Origin of the sequence: Sedimentitalea nanhaiensis DSM 24252 (genome assembly GCF_000473225.1) — a bacterium.
Classification (GTDB): Bacteria; Pseudomonadota; Alphaproteobacteria; order Rhodobacterales; family Rhodobacteraceae; genus Sedimentitalea; species Sedimentitalea nanhaiensis.
Map to the genome: position 1 here is coordinate 2,021,342 of NZ_KI421509.1, position 27,000 is coordinate 2,048,341.

21 protein-coding genes are annotated in these 27,000 nt (G+C 58.8%); 2 read left to right on the forward strand and 19 right to left on the reverse strand.

Translation table 11 applies throughout. The annotated features are described in order from the left end of the window. Nucleotides 1-275: 275 nt before the first annotated feature. The gene (locus NANH_RS0111660; RefSeq protein WP_245601451.1) at nt 276-878 is read left to right on the forward strand and encodes a rhomboid family intramembrane serine protease; all 603 of its coding nucleotides are present in this window, start codon (nt 276-278) and stop codon (nt 876-878) included. Between the two features lie 182 nt (nt 879-1,060). Here NANH_RS0111660 and NANH_RS26095 read toward each other — a convergent pair whose 3' ends face one another. The 17 genes from NANH_RS26095 to NANH_RS0111745 all read right to left on the reverse strand — a co-directional run bounded on the left by NANH_RS26095 (nt 1,061) and on the right by NANH_RS0111745 (nt 16,876). Beyond that, nucleotides 1,061-3,481, reverse strand: a complete 2,421-nt coding sequence (locus NANH_RS26095) for a tetratricopeptide repeat protein (RefSeq protein WP_051372389.1) — start codon at nt 3,479-3,481, stop codon at nt 1,061-1,063. Nucleotides 3,482-3,569: 88 nt separating this feature from the next. Then, nucleotides 3,570-4,259 (reverse strand): sugar transferase, encoded by a 690-nt coding sequence (locus NANH_RS0111670; RefSeq protein ID WP_074920662.1) that lies wholly within the window; start codon nt 4,257-4,259, stop codon nt 3,570-3,572. Between the two features lie 855 nt (nt 4,260-5,114). Continuing rightward, nucleotides 5,115-5,732: a 2OG-Fe(II) oxygenase family protein gene (locus tag NANH_RS0111675; RefSeq protein WP_027262207.1), complete on the reverse strand. Its 618-nt coding sequence runs from the start codon at nt 5,730-5,732 to the stop codon at nt 5,115-5,117. Nucleotides 5,733-5,831: 99 nt separating this feature from the next. Continuing rightward, nucleotides 5,832-6,245, reverse strand: coding sequence for a 50S ribosomal protein L16 (gene rplP / locus NANH_RS0111680; protein WP_027262208.1), 414 nt, complete (start codon nt 6,243-6,245; stop codon nt 5,832-5,834). Nucleotides 6,246-6,257: 12 nt separating this feature from the next. Beyond that, a complete protein-coding gene (gene rpsC / locus NANH_RS0111685; RefSeq protein WP_027262209.1) occupies nt 6,258-6,965 on the reverse strand; it encodes a 30S ribosomal protein S3 in 708 nt (235 codons plus the stop codon). Further along, a complete protein-coding gene (rplV, locus tag NANH_RS0111690; RefSeq protein WP_036049772.1) occupies nt 6,965-7,345 on the reverse strand; it encodes a 50S ribosomal protein L22 in 381 nt (126 codons plus the stop codon). Before rplV ends, rpsC begins: the two co-directional genes overlap by 1 nt. 3 nt (nt 7,346-7,348) lie before the next feature. After that, entirely contained in the window at nt 7,349-7,627 is a 279-nt protein-coding gene (rpsS, locus tag NANH_RS0111695; RefSeq protein WP_027262211.1) for a 30S ribosomal protein S19, read from the reverse strand. 3 nt (nt 7,628-7,630) lie between these two features. After that, nucleotides 7,631-8,473 carry a 50S ribosomal protein L2 gene (gene rplB / locus NANH_RS0111700; protein ID WP_027262212.1) on the reverse strand — a complete coding sequence of 281 codons (843 nt, stop codon included), beginning with the start codon at nt 8,471-8,473 and terminating at the stop codon, nt 7,631-7,633. Nucleotides 8,474-8,624: 151 nt separating this feature from the next. Beyond that, nucleotides 8,625-8,921, reverse strand: a complete 297-nt coding sequence (locus tag NANH_RS0111705) for a 50S ribosomal protein L23 (protein WP_027262213.1) — start codon at nt 8,919-8,921, stop codon at nt 8,625-8,627. Then, the gene (rplD, locus tag NANH_RS0111710; protein WP_027262214.1) at nt 8,918-9,535 is read right to left on the reverse strand and encodes a 50S ribosomal protein L4; all 618 of its coding nucleotides are present in this window, start codon (nt 9,533-9,535) and stop codon (nt 8,918-8,920) included. The genes NANH_RS0111705 and rplD overlap by 4 nt, the downstream gene beginning before the upstream one ends. Next, nucleotides 9,532-10,257 (reverse strand): 50S ribosomal protein L3, encoded by a 726-nt coding sequence (gene rplC / locus NANH_RS0111715; RefSeq protein WP_027262215.1) that lies wholly within the window; start codon nt 10,255-10,257, stop codon nt 9,532-9,534. Before rplC ends, rplD begins: the two co-directional genes overlap by 4 nt. A gap of 16 nt (nt 10,258-10,273) precedes the next feature. Next, on the reverse strand, nt 10,274-10,588 hold the full coding sequence (rpsJ, locus tag NANH_RS0111720; RefSeq protein ID WP_008756422.1) for a 30S ribosomal protein S10: 315 nt from the start codon (nt 10,586-10,588) through the stop codon (nt 10,274-10,276). A 158-nt stretch (nt 10,589-10,746) separates the two neighbouring features. After that, a complete protein-coding gene (tuf, locus tag NANH_RS0111725; protein ID WP_027261828.1) occupies nt 10,747-11,922 on the reverse strand; it encodes an elongation factor Tu in 1,176 nt (391 codons plus the stop codon). A gap of 84 nt (nt 11,923-12,006) precedes the next feature. Beyond that, the gene (gene fusA, locus NANH_RS0111730) at nt 12,007-14,124 is read right to left on the reverse strand and encodes an elongation factor G (protein ID WP_027262216.1); all 2,118 of its coding nucleotides are present in this window, start codon (nt 14,122-14,124) and stop codon (nt 12,007-12,009) included. Between the two features lie 20 nt (nt 14,125-14,144). Then, complete coding sequence (rpsG, locus tag NANH_RS0111735) at nt 14,145-14,615, reverse strand: 30S ribosomal protein S7 (RefSeq protein WP_027262217.1); 471 nt, start codon at nt 14,613-14,615, stop codon at nt 14,145-14,147. 12 nt (nt 14,616-14,627) lie between these two features. Then, the gene (gene rpsL, locus NANH_RS0111740) at nt 14,628-14,999 is read right to left on the reverse strand and encodes a 30S ribosomal protein S12 (RefSeq protein ID WP_007118826.1); all 372 of its coding nucleotides are present in this window, start codon (nt 14,997-14,999) and stop codon (nt 14,628-14,630) included. 311 nt (nt 15,000-15,310) lie between these two features. After that, nucleotides 15,311-16,876 (reverse strand): DUF1254 domain-containing protein, encoded by a 1,566-nt coding sequence (locus NANH_RS0111745; RefSeq protein WP_211237089.1) that lies wholly within the window; start codon nt 16,874-16,876, stop codon nt 15,311-15,313. A 110-nt stretch (nt 16,877-16,986) separates the two neighbouring features. Here NANH_RS0111745 and NANH_RS0111750 point away from each other — a divergent pair, with 110 nt between their 5' ends. Next, complete coding sequence (locus NANH_RS0111750; protein ID WP_322786802.1) at nt 16,987-17,946, forward strand: putative rhamnosyl transferase; 960 nt, start codon at nt 16,987-16,989, stop codon at nt 17,944-17,946. A 584-nt stretch (nt 17,947-18,530) separates the two neighbouring features. On the opposite strand, the gene rpoC is transcribed toward NANH_RS0111750, so the two are convergent. After that, on the reverse strand, nt 18,531-22,772 hold the full coding sequence (rpoC, locus tag NANH_RS0111755; RefSeq protein ID WP_027262220.1) for a DNA-directed RNA polymerase subunit beta': 4,242 nt from the start codon (nt 22,770-22,772) through the stop codon (nt 18,531-18,533). 49 nt (nt 22,773-22,821) lie between these two features. After that, nucleotides 22,822-26,955: a DNA-directed RNA polymerase subunit beta gene (rpoB, locus tag NANH_RS0111760; RefSeq protein WP_027262221.1), complete on the reverse strand. Its 4,134-nt coding sequence runs from the start codon at nt 26,953-26,955 to the stop codon at nt 22,822-22,824. Nucleotides 26,956-27,000: the final 45 nt, after the last annotated feature.

The window sequence follows — 27,000 nt, forward strand, 5'->3', positions numbered from 1 at the left end:
AACATTGGGGTTCGAAGTTGCGACCGCGCCCAATGTTCCGCGGGCCAAACACAGCCGAAGTATCTCTGAGTCATGACCGGGATGGCTCTGGCGCAACGTGGGCCGATTTTGAAGGCCCTTGGCCAACGGAGCGCATTGAACTCTTTGACTTTACCGCGGACCCTCTTGCCGTTTGGCCAGCCACGCGGCAAACAAGGGTCATGCCGGGGCAGGAAGATACCGCGATTCGATCCGAGCGCCAGCCTGTAAGGTCTTGGCGGCCATCTCCAATCGTATTGTTCATTCTGATTCTGACCTGCGGCGTTGAACTGATCCTGCAAGCCGCTGACTACGGCCTGATCGGCAGCGTGCGCTGGCGTGCGCTGGCCTATCAATACGGCGCATTCTGGGTTGGTCTGCTAGACAACTGGCGACCGAACTATCCGGCGCAACCTTGGGTGATGTTCGTGACCCATCAGGGACTGCATGCCAGCCTGGCACATCTTGCGGGTAACATGCTGATCCTGGTTCTGGTGGGCCGCATTCTTGTAGAGCGCGTGGGCCAGGGATGGTTTGCGGCGATCTACCTGATCTCGGGCATCGGGGGCGGATTAGGCTTTGCCTTGCTCACCAACAGCACACAACCGATGGTCGGTGCATCCGGCGCATTATTTGGCCTGGTCGGTGCCTGGAAATGGCAAGATTGGTTCTTTTCGGCACAGCAGGGATTCAACCGGAGATCTCTGGTCCTGGACGTCTTCGGCCTGATCGTCCTAAACGCGCTGTTCTGGTTCATACAGGACGGTCAATTGGCTTGGGAGGCCCATTTGGGTGGTTTCCTGACCGGATGGCTCGCTGCCACCCTGGTCATTCCGCGCAAAGGACCCGAAGCAACCTGACGCGCCCTTTCCGGGATCGCAACTGCGGGCCGGTGGTGCCAGCATCCCGCGAAGATCAACGGCCCCGCGCACCTTGATCGCATGGATAAAAGTTCCGAAGAGAACCGATAAGGACCACCGATCACAATCATTTCGAAAGCGAGCGGTGGTCCTGTTACTAGCGCATCGTGCCTCGGGACGGCCTAATTCGCTGCCGCTTCCAGCCGTGCGATCTCGGCCGCTACTTCATCCGCGAACGCCGGTGGGTTGTCTGGGTCGGTCAACTCGACAACTTTTCGGAATTGATCCAGCGCCTCCTGGTTTCGGGCCAGAGCGGCAAGATTAACCGCCAGATGGTATTGCACCGTGGGATCGTTGGGTAGCCCCGAGGCCGCTGCTCTCAGGTAATCAAGCGAAGTTTCCCGATCGCCGCGCTTGAAAGTGATCCAGCCGAATGTATCCTGGAACGCCGCGACATCACTGTCGCGCAGACGCCGCGACACAGTATAGGCGCGATCAAGGCTGGCTTCGTCGGTGCGGTAATTGGAAAGCAGGCTGGCGAGATTGTTGGCAACAATCATCGAGTTCGAGTTCTGCGCATACATCGTCTCATAGATCCCGATTGCGCCTTCGATATCGCCGTCGCGTTCCAACTGCCCGGCCTTGGCCCACAACAGGTTTCCATCCTCTGGCAATTCGACCAATGCCTTGTCCAGAACCGTCACCGCGCCTTCGGTATCGCCCGATTGAGCCTTCAGCCGATAAAGCGCTATCCAGATGTTGGGCTCTTTGGGGCTCTCAGCCAGAAGCTCCTCAAAAATCGCTTCTGCCTCGTCTACCTTGCCGAAGCCGGCCAGAAATCCAGCCTTCATGAACAATAGAGATGGGTCCTCGGGCGTTTCCGCCAACAGCTCTTCCAGGTATACCTGAGCGACTTCCGGGCCTTCTTCGGCCAACTTGGTCCGCAGCAGCGCAATTTCGGCATTGCGCCCGACCACCGGATCATTGGTCAACCCTTCCAGCATCGCGGTCAGATCTTCACCCTTGTTTTGCTGCGCAAGTTTCTGCGCCTGCAAGGTAGTGGCACGCACCTTTGCCTGCGGATCGTCCAGCCGCCTGAGGTCGTCAATCACGCCATCGACTCGCCCCCAGTCACCCATCTTGATGTAGATTTCGCCAAGACCACCCAGCAAGGTGATGTCGCCGGGGTTCACGCGCAGCGAATCGATCAACACCCCTTCGGCCGCGACCAGCTTGTTATCAGCCACCAGAACGCTGGCGTATCGGGTCGATTCCGTTACCCCCTGACCGGAGGCCGGAACCGCCAGAGCCAGCATTTCAGTCTTTAGCTCGTGATTGCCTTCGCGGTCATAGGCCCGCGCCAAAAGCGACATCAGGACCGGATCTTCCGGCGTTTCGTTGAGCGCCGCCCGCAGCATCACGATCGCGTCACCGGTTTCATCGTCATCGATTAACCAGTTCGCCTTGAGCTTGACAGCATCCGGCTGGGTTGCATCTTCGGCCAGAACCTTTTCGATCAGAGCACGCGCACCGACGGCATTATTCTGACGGAACAGCATACGCGCCAAATCGACTTCAAAACTACGAATCTGAGCGGTACGATCCGCCCCTTCGATCAGAATTTCCATTTCCTCAATGGCAGCATCTCGTTTCCCGAGTTCAAAGTTCAGCTTTGCCCTCAACGCACGGAAAGCCACCAATTCGGGTCCGCCGGCAGCAATCTGCTTTTCAACCTCTGCAAGAGCCTTTTCGTTGCCGTACACCTGTTCCACAAACGAAACGAGCTGTACCTGATCAACGGTCTGGGCACCTTCACGGGCCGCGTCCGCGCGCAGAAACGCCTCGGTTTCTTCGCGTTTCTGCTGGGCCATCAGGAACCGCACGAGAATCTGTTTGTAGTTCGCCCGCTCATCCGGATAGCGTTCCATCAGGCCACGCAGCTGGGTTTCGATTCCGTCCAGGTCTCCGACCCGCTGAAGGACAGCCATACGCATCTGGTAATAGCGGCGGTTGTCCGGATCGACGGCAAGCCCTTCGTCGATCACATCCAGCGCGGCATACCAATCTTCTTTTCGCAGCAGATCGTCCAGCACTATTTCGCGGGCGCTGGACAGTGTATCGTCCTGGTCGACTAGCGCCTGTGCCTTGATGATCGCGGCCTGCTGTGCCTCACCGTTCTTGTCCTGAACGGCGTTATAATACTTCACCGTGTTATCGATGGACTGAACAAGAACATCGTCTGGCGCCAAGGAAAGGGCGGTGGCGACATGACGTTCGGCCTCGTCCCAGTTGCGCGCTTCGACCGCCATCTCGGCGAGCGCTCGGCGACCTTCCAGGTTGTCGGGATATTGCTCCACCAGCCGCAGGTAATGGCCATACGCATCCTGCACCAACCCTCGCTCACGCTGGGTCCGCGCATAGGCCAGCCGAGCACCTTCGTGCTTGGCATTCAACTGGAATACGTTGCGAAATTCGACCAGTGCCCGAGAAACATCGCCCTCTTCCAAGAGCGTAAGGCCGGTCTGGTAGTGATTTTCCGCCCGCTCTTCAGCCGTATCGCAGGCCGAAGTCAGGCCGACACCAAGAACCAGAACCGCAGCCAAGCCGATACGACTTAGCCAGGACTGGAGACGATTTCTCGCAACATGCATACTCTGACGATTCCCTAACGTAATTGTAGCTACGCTGGAATCAGTAGCCTGTCCCGCGGAACACGACAACAAAGGTTTTAGCCAAGATTGAGCAATCGTTGGCAAAAGATAGTTTGTAAAAGTACTTGTCGTCATACTGGGCACGGGCCGTAAAGGCAGTGTCATTGCGGTCGGTGACCTGCCACAGGCCGGAAATCCCTGGCCGCATCCAATAGTAGGCGCGCCCCGGATACATGTTGGTCTGGTCAACCATCATCGGACGCGGGCCAATCAACGACATGTCGCCCAAGAGAACATTCAGGAGCTGCGGCAATTCATCCAGCGAGCATTTGCGCATGATGGAACCCAAGCGCGTCACGCGCGGATCATTGCGCAACTTCTGGCTGTAGGTCCATTCAGCCAAGGCTTCGGGATTGGCCTCCAGGTGCTCGCGCAAGGCGCGTTCCGCATCAGGGACCATCGACCGGAACTTGAACATCTTGAAGATGCGTCCGCCTCTGCCGACGCGACGCTGAACATAGATCGGTGAGCCACCGTCCAGCGAAATCAGTAGCGCCGCCAAGATCATCATCGGAAGCGTGACAGGCAATGTCAGAAGCACAAAAGCAATATCCAAGGCACGTTTGCCGAAACTGGAATAAAAATCCAGCCTATGGACCTGTTGAGTAGTAACAACTTCTGAAATCGACATCGCACTCAGACGCGTCGGGTCATTTATCTGAATAGTCATCTTTCACTCACTTAAACTCACACACCAAAATACGCGCCGCCACAAATTGCAGGCCTGAACTGCCTGCGCTTCGTACATTCGACATGGATGATAATTGCCTAAAATTTGCGGACAAACAACCGCTTTCTTGAATGAAATGTGCGGCGTTTTAGGTCCAGCATCATGAAATAAAACAACTTTTAGCCCGTTTACCAAATGGGCGGAAAGATCTGATAGCCGCTATACCCCTTCGCCCTATCAACCCTCAAAGTTCAATTTCAAATAGGCGCTCAACCTTAACGTGTGAAATGTCGGAAAGTTCTGAAAATCGCCCCCTCACTTGATTCTGACGGCGGCTTCTTTCGGATTGTCCGAACGGAAATATTCACCTGTCGGCTGGTGTCGACCGCATCGCGTCTGGAATACAATTCCAGATACTGGAGGACGATATTGTCCGTGATACTTCCGAAAGCGGTCGAGACAGCGCTACCGCCCTAAACCGCCGGTTCTGGCAACGCTTGCGCAAATCCCATCTCCATATGGCGGGATGAGTGGCCCTTGATCCCTTGCTTTAACGAGCAAAAATGTGGCCTGCGGTCGCACCGACAGGAACACATGAACGCGATCGCGCACGAGCATCTCTGTGACAATGTGTATGTGATGGTTCGCAAAAACGGTGATCGGGATGCTGAGACAATTGCCGCAGCCGCCATGGCCCCCGCCGGACGTCAATACCGCAGAGGGCGACAGTGGATGCCTGCTGTCCATAGGCCATCCAGACACAGGCGGGCCTCTGAACTGATCACAGGCGCCCGCAGATACAGTGCCAACGGCAATGTCAATGCGTCGCCGGGCAAGAAGGTTCTGCCAGGCACGTCACGTCCAAGCGTAGTTGAAACTGACGCTGATCCGCTCGCCTTCTGCCATGTTCATCGGCACCTCATGGCGCAACCAGCTTTCCCAAAGCAGCACATCGCCGACCTGGGGCGCGACATATATAAATGGCTTCAATTCCCGCCGTGCGCCTTTCACCCGTGTCGGTGCCGCCATCATCATCGCCGAACGGGGGTCTTCCAATTTCAACGCGCTGGCACCTTCCGGCATCGCCACATAAGTGGTCCCGCTGATCACAGAATGCGGATGGATGTGGGATGCATGCATCCCGCCCTCGGGCAGGATGTTTATCCATATATCCTCTAACTTGAGCGCCTTCCCATCCAGATCAAATTCGAGATCCTCGGCAAATGCGGCCACGTGCTTGTCAAGCACCGCAACCAAGTCCGCAAAGATCGGGAACCGCCAGGGCAGATCGGACAGCGAGGCATATGACGTATAGCCGGGGTATCCATTTTCCTCGCACCAGTCCTGTCCAGCCTCGTCATCTTCGGCAATGACAAGACAGGATTTTTCCAGTTCGGCAGCGTCAATCTTGCCGAATTCATTCACCGAGGCACGGTACAGGCGGGTCGCAAAGAGAGATTCTATCTGGGCCATAACAGCGGTCTAATCCATTGGCGTGCAAAGAAAAACCCCCGTCGATCTCTCGGCGGGGGCATTGGCTTTTCAGGTCAGCGTCATAGGCATCGACAAGACTTACCAGTCTTCGCGAACCACAACGCGGGTTTTGATCGGCAGCTTCATCGCTGCAAGGCGCAGTGCCTCGCGCGCGATGTCTTCGCCAACTCCGTCGATCTCGAACATCACCCGGCCCGGCTTGACCTTGGCGGCCCAGAAATCGACCGAACCTTTACCCTTACCCATCCGTACTTCGGTGGGTTTGGAGGTCACGGGGGTGTCCGGGAAGATCCGGATCCAGACCCGACCCTGACGCTTCATGTGACGGGTCATAGCACGACGCGCCGCTTCGATCTGGCGCGCGGTGACACGCTCGGGCTGCAGGGCTTTCAGCCCGAATGTCCCGAAATTCAGATCCGACCCGCCTTTTGCTTCGCCTTTGATCCGGCCTTTGTGCATCTTGCGGAATTTAGTACGCTTTGGTTGAAGCATGGTTTCTCTCCCTTACCGGCGGCCGCCGGCGCCACGTGGGGCCGGTCCGTCCTGGAGTTCCTGTGCCTTGCGGTCACGCGCACCCGGATCGTGTTCCATGATCTCGCCTTTGAAGATCCAGGTCTTGATCCCGATGATCCCGTAGGCGGTCTTGGCTTCCACATGGGCGTAGTCGATGTCGGCACGCAGGGTGTGCAGAGGCACGCGGCCTTCGCGATACCATTCGGTCCGCGCGATTTCGGCACCGCCCAGACGTCCGGCCAGGTTGACCCGGATACCCAGGGCACCCATGCGCATGGCGTTCTGAACCGCACGTTTCATCGCACGACGGAAGGACACACGACGTTCCAGCTGCTGCGCGATGGATTCACCCACCAGCGCCGCATCCAGTTCCGGCTTGCGCACTTCGACGATGTTCAGGTGCAGCTCGCTGTCGGTCATGTTGGCGATCTTCTTGCGCAGACCTTCGATGTCCGCGCCTTTCTTGCCAATGATGACCCCGGGGCGGGCCGTGTGGATCGTGACGCGGCACTTCTTGTGCGGGCGCTCGATGATCACTCGGCTGATGCCGGCCTGCTTGCACTCATCCTTGATGAAATCGCGGATTTTCAGGTCTTCCAGCAGAAGGTTCCCGTAATCCTTGGTGTCGGCATACCAGCGGCTGTCCCAGGTGCGGTTCACCTGCAGGCGCATGCCAATCGGATTGACTTTGTTACCCATTAGGCTTGTTCCTCAACTTGGCGCACTTTGATGGTCAGCTCCGAGAACGGCTTCATGATCTTGCCGAACCGGCCACGGGCCCGGGGGCGTCCGCGCTTCAGCGTCATGTTCTTGCCCACATAAGCCTCGGCGACGATCAGTTCATCGACGTCCAGGTTGTGGTTGTTCTCGGCATTGGCAATCGCGGACTGAAGACACTTCTTCACATCCTCGGCGATCCGCTTATTGCTGAAGGTCAGATCGGTCAGAGCACGATCGACTTTCTTACCACGGATCAGTGCGGCAACCAGGTTCAGTTTCTGCGGCGAGGTCCGGAGCATGCGCAGTTTTGCCATTGCTTCGTTATCTGCCACGCGGCGGGGGTTCTTTTCCTTGCCCATGACTTACTTCCGCTTCGCTTTCTTGTCCGCAGCGTGACCATAATAGGTGCGGGTCGGCGAATACTCACCGAACTTCTGACCGATCATGTCTTCCGAGACGTTGACGGGGATATGTTTCTTGCCGTTGTAGACGCCAAACGTCAGGCCCACGAACTGGGGCAGGATCGTCGAGCGGCGCGACCAGATCTTGATAACTTCGCTGCGGCCGCTTTCGCGGGCCGCCTCGGCCTTTTTCAACACATATGCGTCGACAAAAGGACCTTTCCAAACAGAGCGAGACATCTATCAGCGTCCCTTCTTCTTGGCGTGCCGCGAGCGGATGATCAGCTTGCTGGACGCTTTGTTCTTGTTCCGGGTGCGGGCACCCTTTGTCGGCTTGCCCCATGGGGTCACCGGATGACGGCCACCCGAGGTCCGACCCTCACCACCGCCATGCGGGTGATCGATCGGGTTCATGACCACGCCACGCACGGACGGACGAATGCCCTTGTGACGCATGCGGCCAGCTTTACCAAAGTTCTGGTTGCTGTTGTCGGGGTTGGACACGGCACCGACGGTGGCCATGCACTCCTGACGCACCAGACGCAGCTCGCCCGAGGACAGGCGGACCTGAGCGTAGCCACCATCGCGACCGACGAACTGGGCATAGGTGCCTGCAGCGCGCGCGATCTGACCGCCCTTGCCGGGCTTCATCTCGATGTTGTGGACAATGGTACCGATGGGCATGCCTGAGAACGGCATCGCGTTGCCCGGCTTGATATCGGCCTTGGTCGATGCGATCACCTTGTCGCCCACAGCCAGACGCTGCGGTGCCAGGATATAGGCCTGCTCGCCGTCTTCGTACTGGATCAGCGCGATAAATGCGGTCCGGTTCGGGTCATATTCGATACGCGCCACGACAGCGGACATATCCAGCTTGTTCCGTTTGAAATCCACAATACGGTAAAGGCGCTTTGCCCCACCGCCTTTGCGACGCATTGTAATCCGTCCGGTGTTGTTCCGGCCGCCATGCTTGGTCAAACCCTCAGTGAGCGATTTGACCGGACGTCCTTTCCAAAGCTCCGAACGGTCGATCAGCACCAGCCCACGCTGGCCTGGCGTCGTCGGTTTATACGACTTGAGTGCCATGCTTTCTGTCTTCCGTTAAGCTACGGCGGATTTCTCCGCCTCTGTGTTCAGGCCCCCGCAGGTGCCCATGGTATAGGGCCCCGAAGGTCCCCGTTCTAAAAAGGCCATGGCCCCGGAAAAACCGGGGCCGGACCAGATTCGTGGCGTCCTATCAGAGACCGGTGGTCACGTCGATAGTGTTTCCCTCTTCCAGGGTCACATACGCCTTCTTGACGTCTTTGCGCTTGCCCAACTGGCCACGGAACCGTTTCGCCTTGCCTTTGGTGATCGTGGTGTTGACCGCCTTGACCTTGACGCCGAACAGGGATTCAACGGCTTCTTTGATCTGCGGCTTGTTGCTGTCGATCGCCACTTCAAACACCACCGCGCCATTTTCAGACGCCATTGTGGCCTTTTCGGTGATGATCGGCTTGCGGATCACGTCGTAATGTTCTGCCTTCGCGCTCATTTCAACCGAGCCTCCAGTGCTTCGATCCCCGCCTTGGTGATCACCAGGGTGTCACGCTTGAGGATGTCATAGACGTTTGCGCCCATCGTCGGCAGGATATCCAGACCTTCGATGTTGCGGGCGGCCTTGGCAAAGCCTTCGTTGACGGCAACACCGTCAATGATCAGCGCGCGTTTCCAGCCCAGATTCTTGATCTGCTTGGCCAGAGCGGCGGTTTTGCCTTCGGCGGTTGCGTCCTCGATGATGACCAGTTCACCCGCTTTTGCCTTGGCCGACAGCGCATGGCGCAGGCCCAGTTTGCGGAACTTTTTGGTCAACTCGTGGCCATGGCTGCGCGGGGTCGGACCCTTGTACACACCACCGCCTCGGAAGATCGGAGCCGAACGCGCGCCGTGGCGTGCGCCACCGGTGCCCTTCTGACGATAGATCTTCTTGGTCGAGTAGCTCACTTCGGAACGGGTCTTGACCTTGTGGGTTCCGGCCTGCGCATTGTTGCGCTGCCAGCGGACCAAACGGTGCAGGATATCCGCGCGCGGCTCCAGCCCGAACAGTTCGGCGTTCAGCTCGATGTCGCCGGCCTTGCCGCCGTCCAGTTTGATTACATCAAGTTTCATGCTTCACCACCTTCCGCAGGCGCTTCTGCCGCGGGTGCTTCGGTTGCGGCTGCTTTCAAACCTGCCGGAAACGGCACGCCATCAGGCAGCTTTTTCTTGACCGCGTCCTTGACAGTGACCCAGCCACCCTTGGAGCCGGGAACGGCGCCCTTGATGAAAACCAGACCACGGTCAGCGTCGGTCTTGACGACTTCCAGGTTCTGAGTGGTCACGCGGGCTGCGCCCATGTGGCCGGCCATCTTCTTACCTTTGAAGACCTTGCCCGGATCCTGACACTGACCGGTCGAACCGTGGCTACGGTGGCTGATCGACACACCGTGGCTGGCCCGCAGACCGCCAAAGTTGTGGCGCTTCATCGCACCCTGAAAGCCCTTACCGATCGAGGTGCCGGACACGTCGACCTTCTGGCCTTCCAGGAAATGTTCTGCCGAGATTTCCTCGCCGACACCAATCAGGTTGTCTTCGGATACGCGGAACTCGGCGACTTTGCGCTTGGGTTCCACCTTTGCCGCAGCAAAGTGCCCGCGCATGGCCTGGCTGGTGCGTTTGACCTTGGCCGAACCGGCACCCAGCTGAACAGCGGTGTACCCGTCCTTGTCGGCGGTGCGTTGCGCCACGACCTGCAGACCGTCCAATTGCAATACGGTCACAGGGATCTGCTTGCCGTCTTCCATGAACAGCCGGGTCATGCCGACTTTCTTTGCGATAATACCAGAGCGCATATTCATTACCCTCCGATTACGATTGCAGCTTGATCTCGACGTCCACACCAGCGGCCAGGTCGAGCTTCATCAGCGCGTCCACGGTCTGGGGAGTCGGATCAACGATATCCAGCAGGCGCTTATGCGTGCGGATTTCAAACTGGTCACGGGATTTCTTGTCGACGTGGGGACCACGCAGAACGGTGAATTTCTCGATCTTGTTGGGCAGCGGGATCGGGCCACGTACGTTGGCACCCGTCCGCTTGGCTGTGTTCACGATTTCCTGCGTGCTGGCATCCAGGACACGGTAATCGAAAGCTTTCAGCCGAATGCGAATGTTTTGGCTTTGCATTTCGTCAGCCTTTCAAGGCTTTGGAGTTGATAGGACGACCGGTGGCTCATTCCACCAGCCCTCTTCGAACCCGAAGGGCGGGATCGACTCCCGCCCATAGGTCAAATCGTAAGTGTGATCCGGGGCGCATAACGCGCCCGGAACCAATCCTCAAGAGCTTAGTCGAGGATTTTGGAGACGACGCCCGCGCCGACGGTGCGGCCGCCTTCGCGGATGGCAAAGCGCAGGCCCTGTTCCATCGCGATCGGCGCGATCAGTTCGACGCCAAAGCTGACGTTGTCGCCCGGCATCACCATCTCGGTGCCCTCGGCCAGTTCAACCGTGCCGGTCACGTCCGTGGTGCGGAAGTAGAACTGCGGGCGGTAGTTGGCGAAGAACGGCGTGTGACGGCCACCTTCTTCCTTGGTCAGGATATAGGCTTCGGCTTCGAACTTGGTGTGCGGCTTGACCGAACCCGGCTTGCACAGCACCTGGCCGCGCTCGACACCTTCGCGGTCGACACCGCGCAGCAGCGCGCCGATGTTGTCGCCGGCTTCGCCCCGGTCCAGCAGCTTGCGGAACATTTCGACACCGGTGCAGGTGGTGGTCTTGGTGTCGCGGATGCCGACAATCTCGATGCTGTCGCCCACGTTGATCACGCCACGTTCGACACGCCCCGTCACAACCGTACCGCGACCCGAGATCGAGAACACGTCCTCGATCGGCATCAGGAACGGCTGGTCCACGGCCCGCTCGGGGGTCGGGATCCACTCGTCGACGGCGGCCATCAGCTTGCGGATCGACTGCTCGCCGATTTCATCGTCGGTGCCGTTCATCGCCGCCAGAGCCGAGCCGGGGATGACCGGGATGTCGTCGCCGGGATACTCGTAGCTGCTCAGCAGCTCGCGGATCTCCATCTCGACCAGTTCCAGCAGTTCCTCGTCGTCGACCTGATCGACCTTGTTCATGTAGACCACCATGGTCGGGATGCCGACCTGGCGGCCCAGCAGGATGTGCTCGCGGGTCTGGGGCATCGGGCCGTCTGCGGCGTTCACCACCAGGATCGCACCGTCCATCTGCGCCGCACCGGTAATCATGTTCTTCACATAGTCCGCGTGGCCGGGGCAGTCCACATGCGCATAGTGACGGTTCTCGGTCTCGTATTCCACATGCGCGGTCGAGATGGTGATCCCGCGGGCCTTCTCTTCGGGCGCGCCGTCGATCTGGTCATACGCCTTGAAATCGCCGAAATACTTCGTGATCGCAGCCGTCAGCGTCGTCTTGCCGTGGTCAACATGGCCAATCGTGCCAATATTGACGTGCGGCTTGTTACGCTCAAACTTTTCCTTACCCATGACAGGTCTCCTTTTGTCTTTCGGATGGCGGGGAGACCCCGCCCTACAGTTGGTGGGTAGGGCGGGGATATCCCCGCCACCCGGTTATGCGAATTTGGCCTGGATCTCGTCGCTGATATTCTGCGGAACCGGATCATAGTGATCGAACTGCATCGAGAAGTTCGCCCGTCCCGAAGACATCGACCGCAGGGTATTGATGTAGCCGAACATGTTTGCCAGAGGCACCATCGCGTCGATCGCGATGGCATTGCCACGGGTTTCCTGCCCGGTCACCTGACCGCGACGGCTGGTCAGGTCGCCGATGATACCACCGGTATATTCCTCAGGCGTGATCACTTCGACCTTCATGATCGGTTCCAGCATCTTGGCACCGGCCTTGCGCATCCCTTCGCGCATACCCATCCGCGCTGCGATTTCGAACGCAAGCACAGAGGAGTCAACGTCGTGGAACTTGCCGTCGATCAGAGCGACCTTGAAGTCGATCACGGGGAAGCCAGCCAGGGGACCGCTGTCCATGACGGACTTGATGCCCTTTTCAACACCCGGAATGTATTCCTTGGGTACCGCACCACCAACAATCTTGGATTCGAACGAATAGCCTTCGCCCGGCTCTGTCGGCGAGATGATCAGTTTCACCTCGGCAAACTGGCCCGACCCACCCGACTGTTTCTTGTGGGTATAGGTATGTTCGACTTCGTGACCGATGGTTTCGCGATACGCCACCTGCGGTGCACCGATGTTGGCTTCGACCTTGAACTCGCGCTTCAGGCGATCCACCAGAATGTCCAGGTGCAGTTCGCCCATGCCCTTCATGATGGTCTGACCGGACTCGATGTCGGTTTCGACGCGGAACGAAGGATCCTCGGCGGCCAGGCGGGCCAGACCCTGAGACATCTTCTCCTGGTCGGCCTTGGTCTTTGGCTCGACCGCGATCTCGATAACGGGATCCGGAAAGGTCATGGTTTCCAGCACCACAGGATCGTTGACCGCACAGAGCGTGTCCCCGGTTGTGGTATCCTTCAGACCGGCCAGCGCGATGATGTCGCCCGCAAACGCTTCGGTGATTTCCTCGCGGTTGTTGGAGTGCATCATCATCATCCGGCCAACGCGCTCTTTCTTGCCCTTGGTCGAGTTGAGCAGCGTGTCACCCTTGTTCAGCTTGCCGGAATAGATGCGCGTGAACGTCAACGAGCCAACGAACGGGTCGTTCATGATCTTGAACGCAAGGCCCGAGAACGCCATGTCATCATCCGCGCGACGTGGGATGTTGCGGGTTTCGGTTTCGTCGCCGGGCTTAAAGCCCATGTAGTCGACAACGTCCATCGGGCTGGGCAAATAGTCGATCACAGCGTTCAACAGCGGCTGAACGCCCTTGTTTTTGAAGGCCGAACCACACAGCACGGGGATGAACTTGATCCCCAGCGTTCCGGCGCGGATCAGGCGGCGCAACGTTGGCACGTCAGGTTCTTCACCCTCCAGATAGGCCTCCATCGCATCGTCGTCCATTTCGACAGCGACTTCGATCATATTGGCGCGCCATTCTTCAGCCTGATCCTTCAGGCTGTCACGGATCGGGCGTTTTTCCCAGGAGGCACCCAGATCTTCGCCGGCCCAGACCCATTCTTCCATGGTGACCAGATCGACCATGCCTTCCAGTTCGGTTTCTGCGCCGATCGGAATCTGGATCGGGCAGGGAATCGCACCGGTGCGGTCCTTGATCATCTTGACGCAGTTGAAGAAGTCAGCGCCGATCTTGTCCATCTTGTTGACGAACACGATGCGCGGCACCTTGTAACGATCGGCCTGACGCCAGACGGTTTCCGTCTGAGGCTCGACACCGGCATTGGCGTCCAGCACGGCAACCGCGCCATCCAGAACCGCCAGCGAACGTTCGACTTCGATGGTGAAGTCCACGTGACCGGGGGTGTCAATGATGTTCATCCGGTGCTTGGGGGTGTCGGGCGTGACGCCGTCTTCGGTGCGTTCCCAGAACGTGGTTGTCGCAGCCGACGTGATGGTGATGCCGCGTTCCTGCTCCTGCTCCATCCAGTCCATGGTGGCGGCACCGTCGTGCACCTCACCGAGGTTGTGGGATTTGCCGGTGTAAAACAGGATCCGTTCGCTGCAGGTGGTCTTGCCTGCATCGATATGGGCCATGATGCCAAAGTTGCGGTAGCGGTCGAGCGGATAGTCGCGTGCCATGGGTCTGAGCCTCTGTGGGTTTACCAGCGGTAATGGCTGAAGGCTTTGTTCGCCTCGGCCATCTTGTGGGTGTCTTCGCGTTTCTTGACGGCAGAGCCGCGCGATTGAACCGCGTCCAGCAGTTCACCGGCCAGGCGCTCTTCCATCGTGTTCTCGTTGCGGGCGCGGCTGGCTTTGATCAGCCAGCGGATCGCCAGAGCTTCGCGGCGCTCGGGGCGGACTTCGACCGGCACCTGATAGGTGGCACCACCAACGCGGCGCGAACGGACTTCGACGCTGGGCTGGATGTTATCCAGGGCTTCGTGGAACACCTCGATCGGCGAGCGCTTGATCTTGCTCTCGACGCGATCCATCGCGTTATAGACGATCCGTTCGGCGACAGATTTCTTGCCGTCGATCATCAGGTTGTTCATGAACTTGGTCAGAACCGTGTCGCCAAATTTGGCGTCGGGCAGGACTTCGCGTTTTTCAGCGGCGTGACGACGTGACATGTCACTCTCTCCTTATTTGGGACGCTTGGCGCCATATTTCGAACGGCGTTGCTTACGGTCTTTGACGCCTTGCGTATCCAGAACGCCACGCAGGATGTGGTAACGCACACCGGGAAGGTCTTTTACACGACCGCCGCGGATCAGAACCACCGAGTGTTCCTGAAGGTTGTGGCTTTCACCCGGGATGTACGAAATCACTTCGAACCCGTTGGTCAGGCGCACCTTGGCGACCTTACGCATGGCCGAGTTCGGCTTTTTCGGCGTGGTGGTGTAAACCCGTGTACAGACGCCGCGCTTTTGCGGGCATTCTTGCAGGTGCATGGATTTCGAGCGCTTAACTTTGGGCTGCCGCGGCTTGCGGATCAGCTGTTGGATCGTTGGCATTCAGGTTCTTTCCCCGTCTCATCAACACATGTGTCTGCACGCATGTGCGTGCGGTTCAAATTCATCGCAACTTACGCGTCCGCAAGCGCAAAAACCGCAAACGTTCCCATTCCGAGGTGAACGTCGCGGTGGGTATCCAGAGGATCGGAGCGTCAGGTGCCCGGATCGTGACCACTACAGTATGGAATCGACAAACGGGGCGACCCCCACTGTCGAGATAGCGGGCGTATAGGCGGAGTCGCAGGCAGTGTCAACAGCCCGCCACCGATGTCCGGGAATCTCGCGGAACACCGGTGGCGGGCTGGTTCAGCCTATTCAGCCGGTTCGATTTCACCAGGTCGCCAGGACTTGTCAAAGAACGACGGCAGCGGGCTATACAGGCGCAGAATCGTGAACCAGCCCTTCTCGGGATCGGTCTGAATCCAATTGCCACGGTCCACGCCGGTCGGCTGCTGGGGGCTGAACCAGACCGTTGTGGAACCGTCTTCGGCCTCTGTCGCTACCGGAGATGGATAGCTCTGAGAGCCTGCGCGTGGGTATTTCTGCGGTGTTTGCAACATCGATCGTGTCTGGGTGTCATAAAGCGTAAAAGACCAGAACGCCGCCGCCGGGATCCCCTTGGGCAGGGTCACCTTGTAGGTTTTTGCCCCGTCGAACGGTTGCATCTCGGAATCGAGGAACCCCATCAGATACTGCGATCCGACCCCGGGGATACGCATGACCATGGCCGGACTATCCAGCGTGTAGGCATAATAAAACGCAGCACGGCTATCCAGCGTCCGGGCACCGGTTGCGGGTAGCGGCTTGAACATGCCCTTCTCAAACAGCGGAGGAGGTGTTTCAAACAGCGCCCCGCCTTCGAACAACATGTTGCCCCATGCAGAGCCTTCGTAATAGGCCCACTCGGGATGAAGCGTTGCAAAGTCCCATTGCAGCGCGCGACCATAGGCCTGCCCGGCTGCGGCGGCATCGGTCAGGATTTTCTTCATCCGGTCATCAGGTGCGAACGCCTTGCCATGAACGATGCCGATGGCCGCATACTGTCCGGCCAACTCCATATCATAGCTCGTTGCCGGCTCGTTCTGGACGTTTTCGTTCAGAAGTTCATAGAACCCGTAATCGCTGGGCGGGATCGTGTTGAACGAAACGCCGCTGCCCTCGATGAATTTCATTTCGGGAATTTGCGGCTCTGCGCCCAGGCGAACCTTGCCTTTCAGGGCTTCCGCGATGGACGTGCCATAGCTGCCTTCGCCATAGGGATAGATCTTCAGGTTGTCCTTGATATTGGCAACCGCCGGATTGGGATCGTTGCCGTCTTTGATAAAGGCGCGCAAGGCATAGAGGACATGGTTTGTCTTGGCATGCGCGACGAAATATCCACCTTCTGGCAGAGGCCCGTCATAATCCGGCCCGACCACTAGATATTTTCCACCCAAACCGCGATCCGGACCCGGTTTGCCAATGTCTATGACCCATTGGAACCACATGTCATTCAGCGCACCCAACCCGTCCCTTGGCTGGTCGATAACCACCGGTCCTTTCGACAGATCGATCCAGCCCAGATAATAGACGGTATCCGCATTGGCGGTCAGAAACAGCGAGCCTGAATCCATCAACTCGGAAAAAATGACGATATCGCCGCTTTCGGCGCCGACGTCCTGAAGGCCCTTCTTGATCGCCAGTGCCGAAGCACCGCGGAAACTGTTATTGTAGACTTCCAGCGCGCGGGCAAAATCCACGGCGTCGCGTGCCGCGGAAACCGTGGCCTCGGTGGGCGCACCCCTGTTGAACTCCAACGTTCCGATCCGCGTCTCAATGCTGTCCGGGGCGGAAAGCCCGCGAATAACATCGGCGTCCACTTCCGCAGCGGCAGGCATTGCAAGCGCACAGAATGCCACCGTCGAAAGAGTTAGAGTTGAACATCTCATGATAAATAAATCCCAAGTTGAAAACAACTTTCAAGCTAGATTGAAACCCGGAACTGTCAATGCCAGTCACCTGTCGCTTCAAATCCCCCGATGACTATTTGCCCGGTCCACCGGAAAAGGCGATCTTGCATCCGGCCAGCGGCGCTGCGACTGTCGCGCAGGCATCATCGGGTCCCGGCGACTCGTGCAAGGAAACGGAAACAAGCATGCAGGTCATCGGAATTTGCCGGTTTTCCTATCCCGGATTGGGCGGATTTCAGATCCAGCATGACAGCCTGCAGGATCGTATCGATTATCTCTATGCGCCTGAACGGCTGGAAGAGCGGTTCAGGTTCTTTGAATGTATCACCCTGCCCGGCATCCGTGCCCAGTTTGATCCCGATTTCACCTTCCTCGTCGTTATTGGTGAGAGTCTGCCACGCAATCACCGGGAAAGACTGCAGGCGCTGGTTGCGGACATTCCACAGGTGGTGATTCAGTCGCATCCGCCCGGGCGGCACCGGGTTGTAATGCAGGACGCGATCAACTCGGTGCGCCAGAAAGGCTCCGAACCCTGCCTGCAATTCCGGTTGGACGACGATGACGCGGTGGCGTTTTCCTATGTGCACAAGCTGCGCAGGGCCGCGAACGACGTTGCCGGACTACTGCGTGAGAACCGGCATATCGCCATCGACTTCAATCAGGGTTACATCGCGCGCCCCGGCCCGGCAGGCATCGCCGCGAAACCGATTCAGACCCCCTATTGGACCGCAGGACTCGCACTGATGTTCCGGCCCAACGTATCGATGAGCGTGATGAATTTCGGCCACCACTCGGTCTGCAAATCCATGCCCACCGTTACCTTCACCGGCGAAGACATGATGCTGCGTGGACACAACGACTATAACGATTCGCGGCAGGGGCCGGGGATCAAACCAGTGCGCCTGACCCCTTTGGATGCCGATGGGGAGCTGCTGTTTCAAATGACCTATGGCATCGACACGGACCATGTCCGCCGTGTCTTCTCAGCCCCATTGTAAGCACCGCACCGCCCGGTGTCCGCGGCACAGGCGTAAAAGAGCCCCCTGTGCAGGCCACGATAGCCGCTCCCAGCGGGGTCGGTTTATCGGGCCAGTCGCCAAAGACCCGCCACGGCGTTACCCGTCGCGCCCGGTTTCAGTGTATCCTCGCTGCTTTCTTGTCTTTCGATCCAGTTACATAGCAATCTGGCGGGATCGACATACGGGGAGGTTCGTTGCAAGATCTTCTTTTTGTTTCGCTTCAAGCTCTTGAAATAGCAGACGATTTCTTCATAAGATTTACCCTCCAACGCCAACTTCACAGTTGCCTGGTAAGATTTAGCTTCCGATTCAATTGCCCGATCCCAGTGCCTCGGCGTTTTCAATTTAGCTCCGCGAAATCAGCCCAGCGTTGCATCAGTTCACGCCGCCGCTCCAGAAAATCCGTTCGCTTGTAGGATCGTTCCACTGTGCCGCCCGTGCTGTGTGCAAGGCATTCTTCGGCGATCTCCCAAGGGGCTTCAACCGCCTCCGAACACCCGAAAACAAGAAAACCCCGCGCCTTTCGGCGCGGGGCAAAGGCCGCCCGACATAAGCTAACAGGCTCAGTCGCGGCTTTCCGGTGTTTCCGCCATATCGCTGAACACATCACCACCGATGATATCTTCTTCGGTGGGCGCAGCCAGGGCCGCAGCGGCCTCGGCCTCTTCGCGGCGCGCTTCGATCACCACATTATCGCGCTCGGTAGCCACACGGCGGACCTGCTGGGTGGCCCCACCGGTTCCGGCCGGGATCAGACGGCCGACGATGACGTTCTCTTTTAGGCCGACCAGCTTGTCTTTCTTGCCCTGCACCGATGCCTCGGTCAGAACCCGTGTGGTCTCCTGGAACGACGCCGCCGAGATGAAGCTACGGGTTTGCAGCGACGCCTTGGTAATACCCAGCAGGATCGGTTCGCCCTGTGCCGGACGACCGTTCTTGGCCAGCGCCTTTTCGTTGGCGTGGTCAAACTCCTGCTTGTCAACGTGTTCCCCCTTGAGCAGCGTGGTGTCGCCGCTGTCCTGGATCTCCCACTTCTGCAGCATCTGGCGCACGATCACCTCGATGTGCTTGTCGTTGATCTTTACGCCTTGCAGACGATAGACCTCTTGCACCTCGTTAATCATGTAATCGGCCAGCGCCTCGACACCCATGATCGCCAGGATGTCATGCGGCGCCGGGTTGCCGTCCATGATGTAATCGCCCTTCTGGATAAAGTCGCCTTCTTGCACCGGAATATGCTTGCCCTTGGGCACCATGTATTCTGACGGTTCCAGCGCATCGTCCGCAGGTTCGATGCTGATGCGGCGCTTGTTCTTGTAGTCGCGGCCAAAGCGCACATAACCATCGATTTCGGCGATGATCGCATGATCCTTGGGGCGACGGGCTTCGAACAGTTCCGCCACACGCGGCAGACCACCGGTGATATCCTTGGTCTTGGACCCTTCGCGCGGGATACGCGCAACAACGTCGCCGGTCTGAACCTCGGCCCCTTCCTCGACGGACAGGACCGCGTCCACGGACATCGGATAGGTCACCGGGTTGCCCGCATCGTTGCGCACCGGTTCGCCATCGGCACCCACCAGGATGATTTCGGGCTTCAGGTCGTTGCCCTTGGGAGCGGCGCGCCAGTCGACCACGATCTTCTGGGTCATACCGGTGGCATCGTCGGTTTCGTCCTTGACTGCGATGCCGGACACCAGGTCGACGAATTTGGCGGTACCGGACTTTTCCGCGATGATCGGAAGAGTGTAAGGATCCCATTCGAACAGCTTGTCGCCGAACTTGACCATGGCACCCGTCTTGACGAACAGCTTGGAGCCGTACGCCAGCTTGTGGCTGGCGCGCTCGTCGCCGTTGGCATCCTGGATGATCAGCTTCATGTTTCGCCCAACCACCAGCACTTCACCGGCCGAATTTTCCAGGGTCTGCTCGTTGTCGAAGGAAACCTTGCCTTCCTGGCTGGCTTCCATGAACGACTGTTGACCACCCTGCGCAACGCCGCCGATGTGGAAGGTCCGCATCGTCAACTGCGTGCCGGGTTCACCGATCGACTGCGCGGCTATGATGCCCACCGCTTCGCCCTGGTTGACCAACGTACCGCGCGCCAGGTCACGACCATAACACATGGCACAGACGCCTTCTTCAGCCTCGCAGGTCAGCGGGCTGCGGATACGTGCCGAGGTCACGCCGGCCTCTTCGATGGCATCGGCCATGCGCTCGTCGATCAGATCGCCAAGCCCCACCAGCACCTCTTCGGTACCGGGGCGGAGGATATCCTCGGCTGCAACACGGCCCAGCACACGCTCGCCAAGTGTGGCAACCACCTCGCCATCGTTCACCGCAGGTTCCGCCGTGATTGCGGTGTCCGTGCCGCAATCTTTCATGCGCACGATACAGTCCTGCGCCACGTCCACCAGGCGGCGGGTCAAGTAACCCGAGTTCGCGGTCTTAAGAGCGGTGTCGGACAGACCCTTACGGGCACCGTGGGTCGAGTTAAAGTATTCAAGAACGGTCAGGCCTTCCTTGAAGTTCGAGATGATCGGCGTCTCGATGATGTCGCCGTTCGGCTTGGCCATCAGGCCGCGCATCCCGCCCAGCTGTTTCATCTGCGTGACCGAGCCCCGCGCACCGGAGTGCGCCATCATGTAGACACTGTTGGGTTCTCGTTCCGTGCCCGCCTCGTCGCGGCCACTGTCAGAGATATTGCTCATCATCGCTTCGGTGACGCGGTCGTTACACTTGGACCATGCATCGACAACCTTGTTGTACTTTTCGCCCTGGGTAATCAGGCCATCCATGTACTGTTGTTCGAAATCCTTCACCTGCCCACGGGTTTCCTCGACGATGGGCCATTTGCTGTCCGGAATCACCATGTCGTCCTTGCCAAAGGATATCCCGGCCTTGAATGCCTCGCGGAAGCCCATGGTCATGATCTGGTCGCAGAAGATAACCGACTCTTTCTGACCGCAATAGCGATAGACGGTGTCGATCACCTGCTGCACCTCTTTCTTGCGCAGCAGACGGTTGACCAGCTCAAACGGAGCTTTGGCGTTCAGCGGCAGCAATGCCCCCAGACGCACCCGGCCCGGCGTGGTTTCAAAGCGCTTGAGAACCTCGTTGCCTTCGTCGTCGATCTGGGTGATGCGTGCGGTGATCTTGGTGTGCAGATGCACCTCGCCCGCGTCCAGCGCATGCTGGACCTCGTCGATGGAGCCAAAGACCTTGCCTTCGCCCTTCATGCCCTCGCGAGCCAGCGTCACATAGTACAGCCCCAGGATCATATCCTGCGACGGCACGATGATCGGCGCCCCGTTGGCGGGCGATAGAACGTTGTTGGTCGACATCATCAGAACCCGCGCTTCCAGCTGTGCCTCAAGGCTCAGCGGGACGTGCACGGCCATCTGGTCGCCGTCAAAGTCGGCGTTGAAGGCGGAACAGACCAGCGGGTGCAGCTGAATCGCCTTGCCTTCGATCAGAACGGGTTCGAACGCCTGAATGCCCAGACGGTGCAGCGTCGGTGCCCGGTTCAGCATGACGGGGTGTTCGCGGATCACCTCATCCAGGATATCCCAGACCTCGGGACGTTCCTTTTCGACCAGTTTCTTGGCCTGCTTCACGGTGCTGGACAGGCCCTTGGCCTCGAGCCGGCTGTAGATGAACGGCTTGAACAGTTCGAGCGCCATCTTTTTCGGCAGCCCGCATTGATGCAGCTTCAGTTCCGGACCGGTCACGATGACCGAACGACCCGAGAAATCGACGCGCTTGCCCAAAAGGTTCTGACGGAAGCGGCCCTGCTTGCCTTTCAGCATGTCCGACAGCGATTTCAGCGGGCGTTTGTTGGCGCCGGTGATCACGCGGCCGCGGCGGCCGTTGTCAAACAGCGCATCGACGGATTCCTGCAACATCCGCTTTTCGTTGCGCACGATGATGTCAGGCGCGCGCAGCTCGATCAGGCGTTTCAGGCGGTTGTTCCGGTTGATTACGCGGCGATACAGATCGTTCAGATCCGAGGTCGCGAACCGGCCACCGTCCAGCGGCACCAGCGGGCGCAGTTCCGGCGGAATGACCGGAATCACGGTCAGCACCATCCATTCCGGACGGTTGCCGGATTCCAGGAAGGATTCCACCACTTTCAGACGCTTGATGATCTTCTTGGGCTTCAGCTCGCCTGTCGCCTCTTTCAGATCGGCGCGCAGGGTTTCGGCCTCTTGCTCAAGATCGATGGCCGCCAGCATTTCGCGGATCGCTTCAGCACCGATATTGGCTGTGAAAGCGTCCATGCCATAGGCGTCCTGGGCATCCATGAATTCTTCTTCGGTCATCATCTGGCCATAGGTCAGATCGGTCAGACCGGGTTCGATCACCACATAGTTTTCGAAATACAGCACCCGCTCGAGATCGCGCAGGGTCATGTCCAGCATCAGACCGATGCGCGACGGCAGCGATTTCAGGAACCAGATATGTGCAACCGGGCTGGCCAGTTCGATATGGCCCATGCGCTCGCGGCGCACCTTTTGCAGCGTGACTTCGACACCGCATTTCTCGCAGACGACGCCGCGATACTTCATGCGCTTGTATTTGCCGCACAGGCATTCGTAGTCCTTGATCGGACCGAAGATACGCGCGCAGAACAGACCGTCACGCTCGGGCTTGAACGTACGGTAGTTGATGGTTTCCGGTTTCTTGATCTCGCCATACGACCAAGACAGGATGCGCTCGGGGCTGGCCAGCGACACCTTGATCTCGTCAAAGGTCTTGACCGGCGCCACGGGATTAAACGGGTTGTTTGTCAGTTCCTGGTTCATTTTGCGTCCTTACAAATTGGGATGGGATGAGTGTGGGGCGAGACCGCCCCTACTCTTCCTCCGCATCCAGGAGTTCCATGTTCAGGCCGAGGCCCCGGACTTCTTTGACCAGAACGTTGAAGCTTTCCGGCACGCCGGCTTCAAAGTTGTCCTCGCCCTTGACGATGCTTTCATAGACCTTGGTCCGTCCGGCAACGTCGTCCGATTTCACGGTCAGCATTTCCTGCAGGGTATAGGCGGCACCATAGGCTTCCAGCGCCCAGACCTCCATTTCCCCAAACCGCTGTCCACCGAACTGCGCCTTGCCGCCCAGCGGTTGCTGGGTCACCAGGCTGTATGGTCCGGTCGAACGCGCGTGGATCTTGTCGTCCACCAGGTGGTGCAGCTTCAGCAGGTACTTGACACCGACGGTCACTGGGCGCGCAAACTGCTCGCCGGTGCGGCCATCGTACAGCACCGACTGACCCGAGGTGTCAAACCCGGCGCGGGTCAGCGCGTTGTTGACATCCGCCTCTTTGGCACCGTCAAACACCGGCGTTGCGATCGGCACACCGCGGGTGACATTGCCCGCCGCTTCGACCAGCAGATCCTCATCCATGGTGCTGATGCCCTCGTCATAGACATCATCGCCATAGGCCAGTTTCATCGCCTCGCGCACCGGAGTGAGGTCGCCCGAGCGGCGATAGTCCTGCAACGCCTCGTCGATATTGACGCCCAGACCGCGCGCGGCCCAGCCCATATGGGTTTCCAGAATCTGACCAACGTTCATCCGGCTCGGCACACCCAGCGGGTTCAGGCAGAAATCGACTGGCGTACCATCCGCAAGGAAAGGCATGTCCTCCATCGGTACAACCTTGGAAATCACCCCCTTGTTGCCGTGACGTCCGGCCATCTTGTCGCCCGGCTGCAGCTTGCGCTTGACCGCCACGAACACCTTGACCATCTTCATCACGCCCGGCGGCAGGTCGTCGCCGCGGCGAACTTTTTCGACCTTGTCCTCGAAACGGGCATCCAGGGCACGTTTCTGCGCCTCGTACTGTTCGTGCAGGGCCTCGACAATCTGCGCATCGGACTCTTCGCCCAGGGCCAGTTGCCACCACTGCCCACGGGTCAGCGTCGCCAGCAGGTCCTCGGTGATCTCCGATCCCGCCTTGATGCCCTTGGGACCCTTTACCGCGGTCTTTCCCAGGATCATCGTCTTGAGACGGGCATAGATGTTGCGGTCCAGGATCGCCAGTTCGTCGTCGCGGTCACGGGCCAGGCTTTCGACCTCTTCGCGCTCGATCTGCAGCGCACGTTCGTCCTTTTCCACACCATGGCGGTTGAACACACGCACTTCGACCACGGTACCGAAATCGCCCGGTTTGACCCGCAGCGATGTATCGCGCACGTCGCTGGCCTTTTCACCGAAGATGGCGCGCAGCAGCTTTTCTTCCGGCGTCATCGGGCTCTCGCCCTTGGGGGTGATCTTGCCCACCAGAATATCGCCCGGTTCGACGTCCGCACCGATATAGACGATGCCAGCTTCGTCGAGATTACGCAGGGCTTCTTCGCCGACGTTCGGGATATCGCGGGTGATTTCCTCCGGACCCAGCTTGGTGTCGCGCGCCGCGACTTCGAATTCCTCGATATGGATCGAGGTAAACACATCGTCCTGCGCGATCCGCTCGGAAATCAGGATCGAGTCTTCATAGTTATAGCCGTTCCACGGCATGAAGGCGACGACCACGTTCTTGCCCAGGGCCAGTTCACCGATGTCAGTGGACGGACCATCGGCGATCACCTCACCCTTCATCACCGTATCGCCCACCTTGATCAGTGGACGTTGGTTGATGCAGGTGTTCTGGTTCGACCGCTGGAACTTGCGCATGCGGTAGATGTCCACACCCGCGTCGCCCAACTCCAGATCCTCGGTGGCGCGGATCACGATCCGCTGAGCGTCGACCTGGTCGATGATGCCCGCGCGTTTCGCCATGATCGCAGCGCCAGAGTCGCGCGCGACCACTTCCTCGATGCCGGTGCCGACCAGCGGTGCCTCGGCCCGCAACAGCGGAACCGCCTGACGTTGCATGTTCGATCCCATCAGGGCGCGGTTGGCGTCGTCGTTTTCCAGGAACGGAATCAGCGAGGCCGCGACCGAGACCAGCTGTTTCGGGCTGACGTCGATCAGATCCACGTTTTCACGCGGTGCGAGCGTATAGTCGCCCGACTGGCGCGTGCTGACCAGATCGTTGATGAAATCGCCGTTCTCGTCCAACGTCGCATTGGCCTGCGCAACGGTGTGGCGCATTTCCTCGGTCGCGGACATGTAGTGCACTTCGTCCGTGACATGGGCGTTTTTGACCACACGATATGGCGTTTCGATAAAGCCATATTTGTTGACGCGCGCAAAGGTGGCCAGCGAGTTGATCAGGCCGATGTTGGGTCCTTCCGGCGTTTCGATCGGGCACATCCGGCCATAGTGGGTCGGGTGCACGTCACGCACCTCAAAACCCGCCCGTTCGCGGGTCAGACCGCCTGGCCCAAGCGCCGAAAGGCGGCGTTTGTGCGTCACTTCGGAGAGCGGGTTGGTCTGGTCCATGAACTGGCTCAGCTGGCTGGACCCAAAGAACTCGCGCACAGCGGCAGCGGCCGGTTTGGCGTTGATCAGATCCTGCGGCATTACGGTGTCGATCTCGACACTGGACATGCGCTCTTTGATGGCGCGCTCCATGCGCAGCAGGCCAACGCGATACTGGTTCTCCATCAGCTCGCCGACAGAACGCACGCGGCGGTTGCCCAAATGGTCGATATCGTCGATGTCGCCCTTGCCGTCGCGCAATCCCACCAGCGCCTTGATACAGGCAACGATGTCTTCGCGGCGCAGCGTGCGCTGGGTGTCCTCGGCATCCAGAGCCAGGCGCATGTTCATCTTGACCCGGCCAACCGCGGACAGATCATAGCGCTCGCTGTCAAAGAACAGCGTGTCAAATAACGCGCTCGCGGCTTCGACCGTGGGTGGCTCGCCCGGACGCATCACGCGATAGATATCCATGAGCGCGGTGTCGCGGTTCATGTTCTTGTCCATCGCCATCGTGTTGCGCATATAGGGACCGACGTTGATGTTGTCGATGTCCAGAACCGGGATATCGGTGATGCCCGCGTCGATCAGCTCTTTCGCGGTGCCGCCGATCAGGTCGCCGTCCTTGTCATATTCCAGCGTCAGCTCGTCGCCGGCCTCGACATAGATCGCGCCGGTTTCCTCGTTGATGATATCCTTGGCGACAAACTTGCCGACGATGTGCTCGAACGGCACCAGCAGTTCGGTGACCGCGCCCTCGTCGATCAGCTTTTTCACCGCCCGCGGTGTTACCTTCTTGCCCGCTTCGGCGATGATCTCGCCGGTCTTGGCATCCACCAGATCATAGGTCGGACGCGTACCGCGCGCACGCTGAGGGAAGAACGGGGTGACCCAGCCCTTGTTCTTTTCCAGCTTGTAGGAAATGGTTTCGTAATAGGCATCCATGATGCCTTCCTGGTCCAGCCCCAGCGCATACAGCAGCGTCGTCACCGGCAGCTTGCGGCGGCGATCGATACGGGCAAAGACGATGTCTTTGGCGTCGAACTCGAAATCCAGCCAGCTGCCGCGATACGGGATGATGCGACAGGCAAACAGCAGCTTACCCGAACTGTGGGTCTTGCCCTTGTCGTGATCGAAGAAAACGCCCGGCGAACGGTGCATCTGGGACACGATCACACGTTCGGTGCCATTGACAACAAAGGTGCCGTTCGGTGTCATCAGGGGCATGTCGCCCATGAAAACGTCCTGTTCCTTGATGTCCTTGACCGATTTGGCACCGGTATCTTCGTCGATATCAAACACAATCAGCCGCAGCGTCACCTTGAGCGGCGCGCTGTAGGTCATGTCGCGCTGCATGCACTCTTCGACGTCATACTTGGGCTTTTCCAAGTCGTAGCTCACGAATTCCAGCACGCTGGTTTCGTTGAAGTCCTTGATCGGAAAGACCGATTGGAACACGCCTTTGATACCCTCACCGTCCAGCGGCTGAGGGGAATCGCCGGAGCGCAGGAACAAATCATACGAGGATTTCTGAACCTCGATCAGATTCGGCATTTCCAGCACTTCGCGGATTTTGCCATAATATTTACGCAGACGTTTCTGGCCAAGGAACGATTGAGCCATGTCAGGTGTCACCTTTCGAATTTCTCACCGGTCAAGGATGCCGTC